12 protein-coding genes are annotated in these 15,331 nt (G+C 65.1%); 9 read left to right on the forward strand and 3 right to left on the reverse strand.

The features are described from left to right. Positions 1 to 4 precede the first annotated feature (4 nt). From tcyN to PQT43_RS16445, 8 genes are all read left to right on the forward strand, one after another. Complete coding sequence (tcyN, locus tag PQT43_RS16410) at positions 5 to 757, forward strand: L-cystine ABC transporter ATP-binding protein TcyN (protein WP_272754310.1); 753 nt, start codon at positions 5 to 7, stop codon at positions 755 to 757. Positions 758 to 1,125: 368 nt separating this feature from the next. Beyond that, positions 1,126 to 2,367, forward strand: a complete 1,242-nt coding sequence (locus PQT43_RS16415) for an SfnB family sulfur acquisition oxidoreductase (protein WP_272754311.1) — start codon at positions 1,126 to 1,128, stop codon at positions 2,365 to 2,367. 39 nt (positions 2,368 to 2,406) lie between these two features. Beyond that, complete coding sequence (locus PQT43_RS16420) at positions 2,407 to 3,606, forward strand: SfnB family sulfur acquisition oxidoreductase (RefSeq protein WP_272754313.1); 1,200 nt, start codon at positions 2,407 to 2,409, stop codon at positions 3,604 to 3,606. Beyond that, positions 3,606 to 4,973 (forward strand): LLM class flavin-dependent oxidoreductase, encoded by a 1,368-nt coding sequence (locus PQT43_RS16425; protein WP_272754314.1) that lies wholly within the window; start codon positions 3,606 to 3,608, stop codon positions 4,971 to 4,973. The genes PQT43_RS16420 and PQT43_RS16425 overlap by 1 nt, the downstream gene beginning before the upstream one ends. A gap of 140 nt (positions 4,974 to 5,113) precedes the next feature. Next, complete coding sequence (locus PQT43_RS16430) at positions 5,114 to 5,923, forward strand: MetQ/NlpA family ABC transporter substrate-binding protein (protein ID WP_253084396.1); 810 nt, start codon at positions 5,114 to 5,116, stop codon at positions 5,921 to 5,923. Between the two features lies 1 nt (position 5,924). Continuing rightward, positions 5,925 to 7,049, forward strand: a complete 1,125-nt coding sequence (locus tag PQT43_RS16435) for a methionine ABC transporter ATP-binding protein (RefSeq protein WP_272754315.1) — start codon at positions 5,925 to 5,927, stop codon at positions 7,047 to 7,049. Beyond that, the gene (locus tag PQT43_RS16440) at positions 7,039 to 7,683 is read left to right on the forward strand and encodes a methionine ABC transporter permease (protein WP_011058620.1); all 645 of its coding nucleotides are present in this window, start codon (positions 7,039 to 7,041) and stop codon (positions 7,681 to 7,683) included. Before PQT43_RS16435 ends, PQT43_RS16440 begins: the two co-directional genes overlap by 11 nt. A 164-nt stretch (positions 7,684 to 7,847) precedes the next feature. Continuing rightward, entirely contained in the window at positions 7,848 to 8,474 is a 627-nt protein-coding gene (locus PQT43_RS16445; protein WP_102882726.1) for a class I SAM-dependent methyltransferase, read from the forward strand. Positions 8,475 to 8,593: 119 nt separating this feature from the next. Here PQT43_RS16445 and PQT43_RS16450 read toward each other — a convergent pair whose 3' ends face one another. From PQT43_RS16450 to PQT43_RS16460, 3 genes are read right to left on the reverse strand one after another with little or no spacing between them, the layout of a single operon-like run. Next, a complete protein-coding gene (locus PQT43_RS16450; protein WP_102882725.1) occupies positions 8,594 to 11,680 on the reverse strand; it encodes an efflux RND transporter permease subunit in 3,087 nt (1,028 codons plus the stop codon). Beyond that, positions 11,677 to 12,747, reverse strand: a complete 1,071-nt coding sequence (locus PQT43_RS16455; RefSeq protein ID WP_253084400.1) for an efflux RND transporter periplasmic adaptor subunit — start codon at positions 12,745 to 12,747, stop codon at positions 11,677 to 11,679. Before PQT43_RS16455 ends, PQT43_RS16450 begins: the two co-directional genes overlap by 4 nt. After that, positions 12,744 to 13,838, reverse strand: a complete 1,095-nt coding sequence (locus tag PQT43_RS16460) for an efflux RND transporter periplasmic adaptor subunit (protein ID WP_253084401.1) — start codon at positions 13,836 to 13,838, stop codon at positions 12,744 to 12,746. Before PQT43_RS16460 ends, PQT43_RS16455 begins: the two co-directional genes overlap by 4 nt. Positions 13,839 to 14,110: 272 nt before the next feature. On the opposite strand from PQT43_RS16460, the gene PQT43_RS16465 reads away from it, so the two are divergent. After that, a complete protein-coding gene (locus PQT43_RS16465; RefSeq protein ID WP_253084402.1) occupies positions 14,111 to 15,307 on the forward strand; it encodes an AAA family ATPase in 1,197 nt (398 codons plus the stop codon). Positions 15,308 to 15,331 lie beyond the last annotated feature (24 nt).

A 15,331-nucleotide genomic window follows, 5' to 3' on the forward strand; every position in this document is an offset into this window, starting at 1 on the left:
AACCATGATCGTGGTGGAAAAACTGACCAAGCAGTTCAAGGGCCAGACCGTACTCAATGGCATCGACCTGCAGGTCAAGGAAGGCGAAGTGATTGCCATCATCGGCCCCAGCGGTTCGGGCAAGACCACCTTCCTGCGCTGCCTGAACTTTCTTGAAGAACCAACCAGCGGCCGCATCCGCATCGGCGACATTGCCATCGACAGCAGCATCCCGCTGAGCCAGCAACAAAGCCGGATCCGCCAGCTGCGCCAGCAAGTGGGTTTCGTGTTCCAGAACTTCAACCTGTTCCCTCACCGCACCGCCCTGGAGAACGTCATCGAAGGCCCGCTGGTGGTGAAGAAGACCCCACGGGAGCAAGCCGTCGCCCTGGGTCGCGCGCTGCTGGCCAAGGTCGGCCTGGCGGGCAAGGAAGACAGCTACCCCAGGCGCCTGTCCGGTGGCCAGCAGCAACGCGTGGCGATTGCCCGGGCCCTGGCCATGGAACCCCGGGTGATCCTGTTCGACGAACCGACCTCGGCCCTGGACCCGGAACTGGTGGGCGAAGTCCTCGCTACCATCCGCAGCCTGGCCGAAGAGAAGCGCACCATGGTCATCGTCACCCACGAAATGGGCTTCGCCCGGGACGTGGCCAACCGGGTGATCTTCTTCGACAAGGGCGTGATCGTCGAACAGGGCGAAGCCAAGGCGCTGTTCGCCAACCCTCAGCAAGAACGCACCCGACAGTTTCTCAGCAAGCTCCTCGGCACCTCGACCTGAGGCGCCCAAACGGCCCGCCCAAAACCTCCCCCTGTAGCCGCTGCCGAGCTTGCGAGGCTGCGACAAGGCCGCCAGGCCTTCAGCGGTCTTGAGAGCCTGCGCCCGCGCTGCGGTCGTTCGCAGGCTCGACAGCGGCTACAGAAGCGCACCGCTGCCAGGATTCAACCCTTCTATTCATATTCCTAAAAGTTAGTTTATTTAATTTTTATACGCGCTTAGGGTATATGCACCGGACCACCGGACATTCTTGATTCTGATTTCGCCGCATGACGCGGCCTATCCAAAAGATGTGAGGTAGGTATGGTCCGGAACACAATCACCCCAGTGCAGATCGCCAGGGCATTGCGTGCAGCCAAGGAGTGGCGCTGATGTCCAGTCTGGTTGAAGCACAGGTCCAGAGCGATCTGGATATTGCCCCCCTTTTGTTGCCCGCACGGGTTCTGCGCAACGACGCCGAAGCCCTGCAAGCCGCCCATGAACTGGCCGACGCGGCCCGCCAGCAGGCCGCTCAACGCGACCGCCAGCGCAAGCTGCCCTGGGCGCAGATCGAACAATTCACCCGCAGCGGCCTGGGCAGTATTTCCATCCCCCGCGCCTACGGCGGGCCACGGGTGTCCTTCGTCACCCTGGCCGAAGTCTTCGCGATCATTTCCGCGGCCGACCCGGCCCTGGGGCAGATCCCGCAGAACCAGTTCGGCATCCTCGGCCTGATTCTCGGCTGCGGCAGCGAGCGGCAGAAGAAACAGCTGCTGCAGAGCGTCCTGGAAGGCTGGCGCATCGGCAATGCCGGCCCGGAACGCGGCACCAAGAACACCCTGGAACTCAAGGCGCGGATCACCAAAGACGCCGACGGCCATGTGATCAACGGCCAGAAGTTCTACTCCACCGGCGCCCTGTTCGCCCACTGGGTAGCGGTCAAGGCACTCAACGAGGAAGGCCGCCAGGTGCTGGCCTTCGTCCGCCGCGGCACCCCAGGCTTGCGCATCGTCGACGACTGGTCCGGCTTCGGTCAGCGCACCACCGCCAGCGGCACCATCCTGCTCAACGATGTGCGGGTCGAGTCCGAGCTGGTGCTGGACAACTGGCGGATCAACGAATCGCCGAATATCCAGGGCGCGGTGTCGCAACTGATCCAGGCCGCCATCGACGCCGGCATCGCCCGGGAAGCCGTGGCCGATGCCATCCGCTTTGTGCGTGAACGGGCCCGCCCGTGGATCGACGCCAACGTCGAGCGCGCCAGCGACGACCTGTATGTGATCGCCGAGATCGGCAAGCTGCAGATCGAACTGCACGCCGCCGAGGCTCTGCTGCGCAAGGCCGGCCAGGTGCTGGATCAGGTCAGCGCGGCGCCGATCACCGCCGAGTCCGCCGCCCGCGCTTCCATCGCCGTAGCCGAAGCCAAGGTGCTGACCACCGAGATCTCGCTGCTGGCCAGCGAAAAGCTCTTCGAGCTGGCTGGCAGCCGCGCCACCCTCGCCGAATTCAACCTCGATCGTCACTGGCGCAATGCCCGGGTGCACACCCTGCACGACCCGGTGCGCTGGAAGTACCACGCCGTCGGCGCCTACCACCTGAACGGCACGCTGCCGGCCCGGCATTCCTGGATTTAACCGCCCAGAACGCTTTTGACCAGATCTCTGGAGAAACACATGTCTCTTGCTCAACACGTCGCGGTCATCACCAGCGACGAACAAGCCCTGATTGTCGCCAGCGACCTGGCGGAAGATTTCAAACGCGACAGCGCCCTGCGCGACCGTGAACGGCGCCTGCCCCATCCCGAGCTGGAAGCCTTCACCCGCTCCGGTCTGTGGGGCATCAGCGTGCCCAAGGAATACGGCGGCGCCGGGGTGTCCAACGTTACCCTGGCCAAGGTCATCGCCCTGATCGCCGAGGCCGACGCCTCCCTGGGGCAGATCCCGCAGAACCATTTCTACGCCCTGGAAGTGCTGCGGGTGAACGGCAGCGAGCCGCAGAAGCAGCGGTTGTACGCCGAAGTCCTGGCCGGCCGCCGTTTCGGTAATGCCCTGGCCGAGCTGGGCACCAAGACCGCCCACGACCGCACCACCCGCCTGAGCCGCGACAGCAGCGGCCAGGGCTACCGCATCGACGGGCGCAAGTTCTACGCCACGGGCGCCATCTACGCCCAGCGCATTCCCACCTCGGTGGTGGATGAACACGGCGTGCAGCAACTGGCCTTCGTCCCCGCCGAGGCCCAGGGCCTGAGCGTGATCGACGACTGGAGCGGCTTCGGCCAGCGCACCACCGGCAGCGGCTCGGTGCTTTTTGAAAACGTCGCGGTGGACGAAGCCGATGTGGTGCCGTTCCAGAGCGCCTTCGAACGCCCGACCCCGGTCGGTCCCCTGGCGCAGATCCTCCACGCCGCCATCGACACCGGCATCGCCCGCGCCGCCTATGAAGACGCCCTGCGCTTCGTGCGGACCAAGACCCGGCCCTGGATCGACTCCGGCAACGACAAAGCCACGCAAGACCCGCTGACCCTCAAGAGCTTCGGCCACCTGAGCATCCGCCTGCACGCCACCGAGGCCCTGCTGGAGCGCGCCGGGGAATTCCTCGACCGGGCCCAGGCCGAGACCAATGCCGACACCGTGGCCGCCGCCTCCATCGCCGTGGCCGAGGCCCGCGCCCTGAGCACGGAAATCTCCCTGGCCGCCGGCAGCACCCTGTTCGAACTGGCGGGCAGCCAGGCGACCCTGGCCGAGCACGGCCTGGACCGCCACTGGCGCAACGCACGGGTGCACACCCTGCACGACCCGGTGCGCTGGAAGTACCACGCGGTGGGCAACTACTACCTCAACCAGCAGAACCCGCCACTGCGGGGGACCATTTGATGGCCGCGCCTGAAATCGCCAAGAAAAAGATCCTGCTCAACGCCTTCAACATGAACTGCGTGGGACACATCAACCACGGCCTGTGGACCCATCCACGGGACCATTCGACCCAGTACAAGACCCTCGAATACTGGACCGAATTGGCTCAATTGCTGGAGCGCGGACTGTTCGACGGGCTGTTCATCGCCGACATCGTCGGGGTCTACGACGTCTACCAGAACTCGGTGGACGTGCCCCTCAAGGAGTCGATCCAGCTGCCGGTCAACGACCCGCTGCTGCTGGTTTCGGCCATGGCGGCAGTGACCAAGAACCTGGGCTTCGGCCTCACCGCCAACCTCACCTACGAGGCGCCCTACCTGTTCGCCCGGCGCCTTTCCACCCTCGACCACCTGAGCCGTGGCCGGGTCGGCTGGAACATCGTCACCGGCTACCTGAACAGCGCCGCCCAGGCCATGGGTCTGAAGGAGCAGATCGAACACGACCGTCGCTACGACCAGGCCGACGAGTACCTGGAGGTGCTGTACAAACTCTGGGAAGGCAGTTGGGAAGACGACGCGGTCCTCAACGACCGCGAGCAGCGCATCTATGCCCAGCCGGACAAAGTGCACAAGGTCGAGCACCAGGGCGAGTTCTATCAGGTCAGCGGTTATCACCTGTGCGAGCCATCACCGCAGCGCACCCCGGTGCTGTTCCAGGCCGGCAGCTCGGATCGCGGCCTGCTGTTCGCCGGGCGCCACGCCGAGTGCGTGTTCATCAGTGGGCAGAACAAGGCCGCGACCAAGGCCCAGGTGGACAAGGTCCGCGCCAGCGCCGTGGCCGCCGGGCGCAATCCCGAGGACATCAAGGTGTTCATGGGCCTCAACGTGATCGTCGGCGAGACCGAGGAACTGGCCTGGAACAAACATGCCGAGTACCGCCGTTACGCCAGCGCCGAAGCCGGAGTGGCGCATTTTTCCGCGTCCACCGGGATCGATTTTTCCCAGTACGAGATCGACGAGCCCATCCAGTACGTGAAGAGCAATGCCATCCAGTCGGCCACCAAGCACCTGCAAAACAACGACTGGACCCGGCGCAAGCTGCTGGAGCAGCACACCCTGGGCGGCCGCTACTTCACCGTGGTCGGCTCACCGCAGCAGGTGGCCGACGAGCTGGAATCCTGGATCGCCGAAACCGGTCTGGACGGCTTCAACCTGACCCGCATCGTCACCCCGGAAAGCTACGTCGACTTCATCGATCTGGTGATCCCCGAGCTGCAGCGGCGCGGCTCCTACAAGACCGCCTACGACGACGGCACCCTGCGGGAAAAACTGTTCCACGAAGGCCGCAAATTGCCGCAACGACACACCGGCGCGGCTTACCGCCGCTGAGACGAGGTGGCTCTGCCGAGCCGCCGTGGCTGGAACTCTTGTGGCGAGGGCGCTTGCTCCCTCGCCACAGACAGCGGTCTTCGCCACACCCAAACGCAATTGTTCAACCTCCTCATTCGGATTGACTGGAAGTAACCATCATGAAAACCACGCTCCTGCGCCACCCGGTCAAAGCCCTGGCCCTCGCCCTCGGCCTGTTCAGCAGCGCCGTCTTCGCCGCCGACGCGCCGCTCAAGGTCGGCACCACCGCCGCCTTTGCCATTCCCCTGGAAGCGGCCGTTGCCGAAGCCGGCAAGCAGGGCCTGAAAGTCGAACTGGTGGAATTCACCGACTGGATCGCGCCCAACGTTAGTCTCGCCGCCGGCGATATCGACGTGAACTACTTCCAGCACATTCCGTTCCTGGAAAACGCCAAGGCAGCCGCCGGTTTCGATCTGCTGCCCTTCGCCCCGGGGATCATCAACAACGTCGGCCTGTACTCGAAGAAATACAAAAGCTTCGACGAACTGCCACAAGGCGCCAGCGTGGCCATCGCCAACGACCCGATCAACAGCGGCCGTGGCCTGCAACTGCTGGCCAAGGCCGGGCTGATCACCCTCAAGCCGGGCGTGGGCTACAAGGCCACCGAAGAAGACATCGTCAGCAACCCGAAGCAGATCAAGATCCTCCAGGTCGAAGCCGTGCAACTGGTGCGCGCCTATGACGACGCCGATCTGGTCCAGGGCTATCCGGCCTACATCCGCCTGGCCAAGACCTTCGATGCCGGTTCGGCGCTGCTGTTCGACGGCCTGGACCACAAGGAATACGTGATTCAGTTCGTGATCCAGCCCAAGAGCAAGAACGACCCGCGGCTGATCAAGTTCGTCGATATCTACCAGCACTCGCCAGCCGTTCGGGCTGCCCTGGATAAAGCCCACGGCAAGCTCTACCAAGCCGGCTGGGAAGGTTGAGATGAGTGTCGCGACGCTACAGCGCAAGCTGCCGGAACCGGCGCCCCAGCGTGCCGAGCAGACCGAGCTGCACCCCGAACTGAACCGCGCCCAGGTGCGTTTCATCGGCCTGGGCAAGACCTACCAGGGCCAGCAGGGCCTGGTGCAGGCCCTGCACGGCATCGACCTTTCGATCCAGCGCGGTGAGGTGTTCGGCATCATCGGCCGCAGCGGCGCCGGCAAGTCGTCACTGATCCGCACCATCAACCGCCTGGAGCAACCCAGCAGCGGCCGGGTGCTGATCGATCAGGTGGACATCGGCGACTTCGACGAAGACCGCCTGGTGGCCCTGCGCCGACGCATCGGCATGATCTTCCAGCACTTCAACCTGATGTCGGCCAAGACCGTGTGGCACAACGTCGAGCTGCCGCTGAAGGTCGCCGGGGTGCCCAAGGCCGAGCGCGAGCGCAAGGTCCGCGAGCTACTGGAACTGGTGGGCCTCAAGGACAAGCACCAGGCCTACCCGGCGCAGTTGTCCGGCGGCCAGAAACAACGGGTGGGGATCGCCCGGGCCCTGGTCCACGATCCCGAGATCCTGCTGTGCGACGAAGCCACTTCGGCCCTGGACCCGGAAACCACCCAGTCGATCCTTGGCCTGCTGAAAGAGATCAATCAGCGCCTGGGCCTGACCATCATCCTCATCACCCACGAGATGGCGGTGATTCGCGAGATCTGCGACCGGGTGGTGGTGCTGGAACATGGACGCATCGTCGAACAGGGACCGGTCAGGGAAGTCTTCGGCCACCCGCAACACGAGGTCAGCAAGACCCTGCTGGCGCCCTTGCAGCACGGCCTGCCGCCAGAGCTGCAAAGCCGTTTGCACAGCCAGCCGACGGCGGCCGACGCGGCGCTGGTGCTGAGCCTGCGTTTCACCGGCGTCAAGCATGAAGAGCCGGACCTGGCGGCGCTGTTCGGCGCCCTGGGCGGTCGCGTGCGCCTGCTGCAAGGCGGCGTGGAACGCATCCAGGGCCACGCCCTGGGACAACTGCTGCTGGCGGTCCAGGGCTCGTCCCTGAGCGCCGAGGAACTGCGCCAGCGCGCGGGGCACTGGGCACAACAGGTGGAGATACTGGGCTATGTGGTTTGATCGCTTGTTGCAGGGCATTCTCGACACCCTGCTGATGGTCGGCGTGTCCTCGCTGATTGCCCTGCTGGCGGGGATTCCCCTGGCGGTGATCCTGGTCACCAGCGGCAAGGGCGGGATCTATGAAGCGCCGAACCTGAACCGGGCGCTGGGGGCCTTTGTGAACCTGTTTCGCTCGATTCCGTTCCTGATCCTGATGGTGGCGCTGATCCCCTTTACCCGGCTGATCGTCGGCACCACCTACGGCGTGTGGGCGGCGGTGGTGCCGCTGACCATCGCCGCCACGCCGTTCTTTGCGCGCATTGCCGAAGTGAGCCTGCGGGAAGTCGATCACGGCCTGATCGAAGCCGCCCAGGCCATGGGCTGCCGACGCTGGCACATCGTCTGGCACGTGCTGCTGCCTGAAGCGCTGCCGGGCATCGTCGGCGGTTTCACCATCACCCTGGTGACCATGATCAACTCCTCGGCCATGGCCGGGGCGATTGGCGCGGGCGGGCTGGGGGACATTGCCTACCGCTACGGTTACCAGCGTTTCGACAGCCAGATCATGCTCACGGTGATCGTGCTGCTGGTGATCCTGGTGGCGGCGATCCAGCTGGGCGGCGACCGTTTGGCGCGGGTGCTGAACAAGCGCTAGTGGCACCCCGTGTAGCCGCTGCCGCAGGCTGCGACAAGGTCCGCAGGACCTTCCGAGGCCCTCAAGAGCGGCGTCTCCTGCGGAGCCGTTCGCAGCCTTCGGCAGCGGCTACAGGGTGCATGGGGTATATTCGGGCCATTCCTCTTCACGCCATGCAGCCCGCCATGAAACTTGCTCCAGACGACCTAGACACCATCACCGCCACCACCCTCGGCCACTACCAGCAGGTGGCCGAAGACTTTCGTGAAGGCACCCGCGACCACGACGTCAGCCAGAACATCGACGCGCTGCTGCGGCATATCCAGGGCCCGGCGCCCTTCAGCGTGCTGGATTTTGGCTGCGGCCCGGGGCGTGATCTGCAAACCTTTACCCGCCTGGGCCATATCGCCATCGGCCTCGACGGCTGTGAGCGCTTTGCCCAGATGGCCCGGGACGACAGCGGCTGCGAAGTCTGGCAGCAGGACTTTCTCAAGCTTGATCTGCCCGCGGCCCGCTTCGACGGCATCTTCGCCAACGCAGTGCTGTTTCATATTCCCCGCCAGGAACTGCCACGGGTGCTCAAGCAACTGCATGCGAGCCTCAAGGACGGCGGCGTGCTGTTCAGCTCCAACCCGCGCGGCGACAACCAGGAAGGCTGGAACGGCCCGCGCTATGGCGCCTACCACGACCTCGCAAGCTGGCAGGCGTTGCTGACTGAGGCAGGCTTTGTCGAGCTGGAGCATTACTACCGTCCCGCCGGCCTGCCCCGGGAACAGCAACCCTGGCTGGCCAGCGTCTGGCGCAAGGCCTGAGCCCTCCTGCCCCACTCCCCCCGTAGGCGCCGGCTTGCCGGCGAAGGCGTTTCCGGATCAAGCGCTCGCCTCCCGGGCCCCTTCGCTGGCAAGCCAGCTCCTACGGAAATAGCCAGCTCCTACGAGGCCGTGGGGCGAGTGCGGTCAGTGTCTTGGCTCGGCTCCTTGATTTTGTACCAGGCCACGTACAGCGCCGGGAGGAACAGCAAGGTCAGCAAGGTGGCAACGATGATGCCGCCAATCATGGCGTAGGCCATCGGCCCCCAGAACACTTCCCGGGCAATCGGGATCATCCCCAGGCTGGCCGCTGCGGCGGTCAGCAGGATAGGTCGACGCCGATGGTGGGTGGCTTCCAGTACCGCGTCCCAGGGGTGATAACCCTCGCGCTCGTATTCGTCGATCTGGGTCACCAGGATCACCGAGTTGCGGATGATGATGCCGATCAGCGCGAGAATCCCGAGGATCGCCACAAAGCCCATGGGCGTGCCGGTGGGCACCAGGGCCAGGACCACGCCAATCAGCCCCAGGGGCGCCACGCTGGCCACCAGGAACAGCTTCTGCACGCTGTGCAACTGGATCATCAGGAAGGTCGCCATGAGGAACAGCATCAGCGGCACCACCTTGGCAATCGGACCCTGGGCCTTGCTGCTTTCCTCAACGGTGCCGCCGGTGGCCACCGAGTAGCCGGCAGGCAACTGCGCGGCAAACTGGTCGATGTCCGGCTGCAATTGCTTGACCAGGTCGGTGGGCTGGATCGCGTCGCGCACCGCCGCCTTGATGGTGATGGTGGGTTTGCGGTCGCGGCGCCACACCAGCGGCTGCTCCAGTTCGTAGCCCACCGTGGCGAAGGCCAGCAGCGGAATCGAGGTGCCATTGGGGGTGACGATCTGCAGGTTCTGCAGGGTTTCCGGTGAGTCGCGCTCACTGTCGTCGGCACGGCCGACCACGTTGATCAGGTAGATGTCGTCATGCACCTGGGTCACGGTGGAACCGCTGACGATGCTGTTCATCAGTCGCGCCACATCTTCCGAGGACAGCCCCAGTTGCCGTGCCTTGTCCTGGGCGATGTCGATGCGCAGCACTTTGCCGGGCTCGTTCCAGTCGTAGATGATCTCGCCGATGTGCGGGTTCTGGTCCAGTTCGGTGGCCAGGTCGATGGCGTGCTTGCGCACCTGGTCGATGTCCTTGCCGCTGACCCGGTACTGGATCGGCCGCCCTACCGGCGGACCCATTTCCAGGGCCTGCACATAGCTGCCGATGCCGACGAAGTCTTCGCGCAGGCGCTTGCGCAAACGCTCGGTCAGAGCCGTGCGCTGCTCCAGGCCCTTGCTGACGATCACCAGCTGGGCGTAGTACGGATTCTGCAGTTGCTGGTCCAGGGGCAGGTAGAAACGGATCGCGCCTTCGCCGATGTAAGTGCTCCAGCGCTCGATGTCCGGGTCGTCCTTGAGGGTCGCTTCCAACCGATCCACGGCCATGCGGGTCTCGTCGATCGAGGCGTTCTGCGGCAGGTTGAGGTCCACCAGGATCTCCGGCCGGTCGGAAGACGGAAAGAACTGGTTCTGCACAAAACGCATGCCGAACACCGACGCGGCAAACAGCAGCACGGTGATGCCAATCGCCCACCAGCGGTTGCGCATGGCCCACAGCAGGCCGCCATTGAAGGCGCGACCGACGCGCCCCGGCTCCTCGGAGTGGGGTTTGACGTTGGTGCTGAGGATGTGGATGCCGATCACCGGGGCAAACAGCACCGCGACGATCCACGACACCAGCATGGCCACGGCGATCACCGCGAACAGGGTGAAGGTGTACTCACCAGCGGAGCTGGCGTTGAGGCCGATAGGCACGAAGCCGGCCACGGTCACCAGGGTCCCGGTGAGCATCGGGAAGGCGGTGGAGGTGTAGGCAAAGGTCGCCGCCTGCTCCTTGCTCTCGCCCTTCTCCAGGCGCGTGACCATCATTTCCACGGTGATCATGGCGTCGTCCACCAGCAGCCCCAGGGCGATGATCAAGGCCCCCAGGGAGATCCGCTGCATGGTGATGCCACTGTACTCCATGAACACGAAGACCATGGCCAGCACCAGCGGAATCGAGCAGGCCACCACCAGCCCGGCGCGCATCCCAAGGCTGATGAAGCTCACCACCAGGACGATGATCACCGCCTCGAACAAGGCGCTGGTGAAACCGCCCACCGCCTCCTGCACCACCTCGGCCTGATCCGAGACCTTGTGCACGCCGATACCGATTGGCAGATCGGCGGTCAGCTCATTCATGCGCGCATGCAGGGCCTTGCCGAAGTCCTGGATGTTGCCGCCCTTCTTCATGGCAATGGCCAGGCCGATGGCCGGCTGGCCATTGAAACGGAACAGCGGTGTGGCAGGGTCGACGTAGCCGCGACTGATGTCGGCGATGTCGGCCAGGCGATAGAAGCGGTCGTTGAGGCGCAGGTTGACCGTGGCCAGGTCCTTCTCCGAGGCGAACTGCCCCGAGGTGCGCACCGAGATCCGCTCCGGCCCGGCCTCGATCACCCCGGCCGGGGTCACCGCGTTCTGCGCTTGCAGGCTTTGCAGGACCTGGCGCTGGTCGATGCCCAGGGCCGCCAGCTTGCGCGTGGAAAAGTTCAGGTAGATGACTTCGTCCTGCTCACCGACCATCTCCACCTTGCCCAGGTTCGGCACTTCGCGGATCTCGGCGCGCACCTGCTCCACGTAGTCACGCAGTTGGCGCATGCTCAGGCCGTCGGCGGTGAAGGCGTAGATCGAACCGAACACATCGCCGAACTCATCGTTGAAACCCGGACCCTGCAAGCCCTGGGGGAAATCGCCGCGGATGTCGTTGATCTTCTTGCGCACCTGATACCAGATCTCGGGAATGTCCTTGGCACTGGTGGTGTCGCGCAGGTTGACGAACACCGTCGACTCGCCGGGGCGGGTGTAGCTTTTCACGTAGTCGAGCGAGTCCAGCTCTTCGAGTTTTTTCTCGATGCGGTCGGTGACCTGCTTCAGGGTTTCTTCCTGGGTCGCGCCGGGCCAGCGAGTCTGGATGACCATGGTCTTGATGGTGAAGGACGGGTCTTCCTCGCGCCCCAGGTTCAGGTAGGAAAACACCCCCATCAGCAGCGCAACAAACATCAGGTACCAGACGAAGGACTGATGCTTGATCGCCCACTCGGACAGGTTGAAGCTCCCTTTGCTGTCAGGCGTCATTGTGCGCGGCCCTCATCGACTTTGACTTTCTGCCCCGGCTTGAGGCTGTTGACCCCGGCGCTGACGATGCGCTCGCCGGGCTTGACCCCCTGGCCGATCAGCGCCGAATCGCTGTCGCGGCTGAGCACTTTGATCTCCCGGGGGGCGACGGTCTGGCTCTGCGGGTCGATGACCCAGATCCGGGTCTGGCCATCCACCTCTTGCAGGGCCGTCAGGGGCAACTCGGTGCGTGGCTCGATGGCCGAGCTCAGGGTCACGCTGATGGCGGTGCCCAGGCGAAAGGCCTCGGGAGTGTCCTTGAGGGTCAGGCGGGCGCGACGGGTACGGGTCGCGCTCTGGGCCTGGGGCTCGATCTCGCGCACGGTGGCCGTGGTGCTGATGCTCGGGTCGAGCTGGGCCGCGACCTTGAACTCCACATCCGCCGGCAGTTGATCCACCAGGGTTGCCGGCAGGTCGATCACCGCCTCCTTGATCTGCGGCCGGGCCAGGGTCACCACCTGCTGGCCGGCGGTCACCACCTGCCCGGCTTCGGCATTCCAGGCGGTGACCACGCCGCCGTGATCGCTGCGCAGTTGGCTGTAGTTGAGCTGGTCCTGGGCCTGGCGCACGGCCGCCTTGGCCTGGGCCAGGGAAGCGCCGGTGGTCTTCAGGTCGGTCTGGGCAATGTCCAGTTGCGCCTGAGCGCCGACGCCACGGTCGAACAGCTCCTGCTGGCGCCGGGCATTGGCCTGGGCGTTGATCCACTGCGCCTCGACCTTGGCCAAGTCACCCTGGGCGGCCCGCAGTTGGTTCTGCTGGTCGGTGGGATCGAGGGTCGCCAGCAAGTCCCCGGGCCCCACTTCGGCACCGACATCCACATTGCGGCTGGCAATCCGCCCCGGCACCCGAAAGCCCAGGTTGGTTTCAAAACGGGCCTGGATGTTGCCGGCAAAGCGCCCGAGGCTTTCCTCCGATTGCGGCGCCACCTGGATCGACAGCACCGGACGCACCGGCTCCGGCGCCGGCTCTTCCTTGGAGCAGCCCAGCAGCAAGAGGCTGGCCCATAACAACGGCAGCAGGCGCTTCATGGTTGTGCTCCCTGTTCCTTGGTCGGCCCGGCAATCTCGACCAACATCCCCGGGTGCAACAACTGCCCCCCGGCCACCACCACGTTCTCGCCGCCCTTGAGGCCGTCGCTGATGATCACCTGGCCGGTCAGGTAACGCCCGACCTTGACGCTGTGCAGCACGGTCTTGCCGTCCTCGCCCACCAGCCACACCGCCGGTTCGCTGAGGTTCTTGGTCAAGGCCGACCAAGGCAGCACCACCGTGGCCTTGCCGTGGGCCCGGGCGGTGGCACTGACCACCGAGCCCAGGTCCATGCCCGCCGGCAGCGAATCGAGCACCACCTTGACCTGCACCGTACCGCTCTGGGCCGAGACCACCGGGGTCACCTCGCGGACTTTGCCGGTGGTGGTCACCTTGGGGTTGTCCAGCAGGCTGACGTGGATGGTTTCCTGGCCCGGCGGCTGCATCAGCAGCGATTCGTAGACGTTGAACACCGCGTCGCGCTCGCCGTCCCGGGCCAGGCTGAAGATCGGCATGGTGGCCTGTACCACCTGGCCGACCTCGGCCTGACGCGCGGTGATCAACCCCGGCGCCTCGGCCACCAGTTCGGTGTAGCTCAACTGCTCGCGGGCATTGGCCAACTGCGCCTGGGCCGCGCTCAAGGCGCTCTGGCTGCTGCGCAGGGCGGCCTGGGCCGAATCGTATTCGCTCTGGCTGGTGTAGCCCTTGGGCAAGAGTTTCTGCTGGCGAACGAAGGCGGCACTGGCCTGCTTGACCCGTGCCTGTTCGGCAAACACCGCGGCAGCGGCGGAATCGACGTTGGTCTGCAAGTCCTTGGGATCGAGCCGGGCCAGTACCTGCTGGGCGGAAACCCGGTCGCCGACATCCACCAGACGCTGGATGATCTTGCCGCCGACGCGGAACGACAACTCGGTCTGCACCCGGGCCTGGACGTCACCGGTGAGGGTCACCGACGGGGCAAAATCGCTGCTCTGCACTTGCTGGATACGCACCCGCGGGCGTTCCTTCTCGGTCGGCTTTTCCGCTCCGCAGCCGCCGAGCAGCGCCAGCAGACTCAGCCCCACTATCCACCTCGATTTGAGACCAGCCATGCAGGCTCCTTGTGCTTGATCGTCGCGCCAGTGACGTTACGACTGTGAGCTTAGAACAGGGTTCAACCCTTGCACGCAGGTCTCATAAACAGGGCTTTCGTAGCGAGGACGCCAGCTCCCGCTCGGCCGGCCGACGCCCCTGGGCGCCGTAGTCGCCAGCCTTGCAGCGCACCCTGTCCGGGCAAACACAGCAGCGGTTTCGGAGGCGGCGGCGAGCAAGCTCCCGCTCTACAAATCAGGCACACTGCGCACCACGCAACAGGAGACCCGGCATGCTCAAGACCCTGGCGGTGGCCAATTACCGCTCCATCAACAAACTGGTGATGCCCCTCGGCCGACTGAACCTGATCACCGGCGCCAATGGCAGCGGCAAGTCCAATCTGTACCGGGCCCTGCGCCTGCTGGCAGAGACCGCCCAGGGCGGCGTGGTCAATGCCCTGGCCAAGGAAGGCGGGTTGGAATCGACCTTCTGGGCCGGGCCGGAACAGATCAGCCGGCGCATGAGCCAGGGTGAGGTCGCGATCCAGGGTGGACCGCGCAAGGCCGCCAGACGCCTGCAACTGGGCTTTGCCGGTGAGGACTTCGGTTATGCGATCAGCCTTGGGCTGCCGGACTCCAGCGGTCATTTCATGTTGCCCGGGCACAGCTTGCCGATTGCCTCGCGCTTCACTCTCGACCCGTGGATCAAGCGCGAGAGCATCTGGGGCGGGCCCCTGTATCGCTCGGCAAGCGCGCTGGTAGACCGCCAGGGACCGATGGTACGAGCCCGCGCGGGGCGTCAATGGGAGGTGCTGGCGCAGCATACGAGCAGCGGCGACAGCCTGTTCGACCGGGTGGGCAACCTGAGCTCATCGCCCGAGGTCCTGCATCTGCGCGAGCAGATTCGTGGCTGGCGTTTTTATGACCACTTGCGTACCGACAGCCAGGCCCCCGCGCGCCGACCGCAGCTGGGCACCCGCACCCCGGTGCTGCACCACGATGGCCGGGACCTGGCCGCGGCGTTGCAGACCATCATCGAGGTGGGCGATCAGCAGGCACTATACGAGAGCATCGCCGATGCCTTCCCGGATTCGCGGCTGGAAATCGATGCCGTTCCCGGGGGGTTGTTCGGCGTGCAGCTCCACCAGGAAGGCTTGTTGCGACCGCTGTCGGCGGCGGAACTGTCGGACGGCACCTTGCGCTACCTGTTGCTGGTAGCGGCCTTGCTGACTCCGCGGCCGCCAAGCCTGATGGTGCTCAACGAACCGGAGACCAGCCTGCACCCGGACCTGTTGCCGGCCCTGGCGCGCTTGATCATCAGGGCTTCAGAGCAGTGCCAGGTGTGGGTGGTGTCCCACGCCCGGCGCCTGATCGCGGCCTTGCAGGAAGACCCCGAATGCAACTGCATCGTGCTGGAGAAAGAGCTGGGCCAGACCGGCATCGTCGGCCAGCGCATGCTCGACGAACCGGCCTGGCACTGGCCCGACTGAAAATCGCGCCTCCCACACCCTGTA

This window comes from Pseudomonas sp. BLCC-B112, from assembly GCF_028550695.1.
GTDB lineage: Bacteria > Pseudomonadota > Gammaproteobacteria > Pseudomonadales > Pseudomonadaceae > Aquipseudomonas > Aquipseudomonas danubii.

Excerpts from the sequence above, each read along its gene's own strand:
- PQT43_RS16425 (WP_272754314.1), top strand. The coding sequence starts at position 3,606 with ATGGCCGCGCCTGAAATCGCCAAGAAAAAGATCCTGCTCAACGCCTTC.
- PQT43_RS16445 (WP_102882726.1), top strand. The coding sequence starts at position 7,848 with ATGAAACTTGCTCCAGACGACCTAGACACCATCACCGCCACCACCCTC.
- PQT43_RS16430 (WP_253084396.1), top strand. The coding sequence starts at position 5,114 with ATGAAAACCACGCTCCTGCGCCACCCGGTCAAAGCCCTGGCCCTCGCC.
- tcyN (WP_272754310.1), top strand. The coding sequence starts at position 5 with ATGATCGTGGTGGAAAAACTGACCAAGCAGTTCAAGGGCCAGACCGTA.
- PQT43_RS16465 (WP_253084402.1), top strand. The coding sequence starts at position 14,111 with ATGCTCAAGACCCTGGCGGTGGCCAATTACCGCTCCATCAACAAACTG.
- PQT43_RS16440 (WP_011058620.1), top strand. The coding sequence starts at position 7,039 with ATGTGGTTTGATCGCTTGTTGCAGGGCATTCTCGACACCCTGCTGATG.
- PQT43_RS16435 (WP_272754315.1), top strand. The coding sequence starts at position 5,925 with ATGAGTGTCGCGACGCTACAGCGCAAGCTGCCGGAACCGGCGCCCCAG.
- PQT43_RS16450 (WP_102882725.1), bottom strand. The coding sequence starts at position 11,680 with ATGACGCCTGACAGCAAAGGGAGCTTCAACCTGTCCGAGTGGGCGATC.
- PQT43_RS16455 (WP_253084400.1), bottom strand. The coding sequence starts at position 12,747 with ATGAAGCGCCTGCTGCCGTTGTTATGGGCCAGCCTCTTGCTGCTGGGC.
- PQT43_RS16415 (WP_272754311.1), top strand. The coding sequence starts at position 1,126 with ATGTCCAGTCTGGTTGAAGCACAGGTCCAGAGCGATCTGGATATTGCC.
- PQT43_RS16460 (WP_253084401.1), bottom strand. The coding sequence starts at position 13,838 with ATGGCTGGTCTCAAATCGAGGTGGATAGTGGGGCTGAGTCTGCTGGCG.
- PQT43_RS16420 (WP_272754313.1), top strand. The coding sequence starts at position 2,407 with ATGTCTCTTGCTCAACACGTCGCGGTCATCACCAGCGACGAACAAGCC.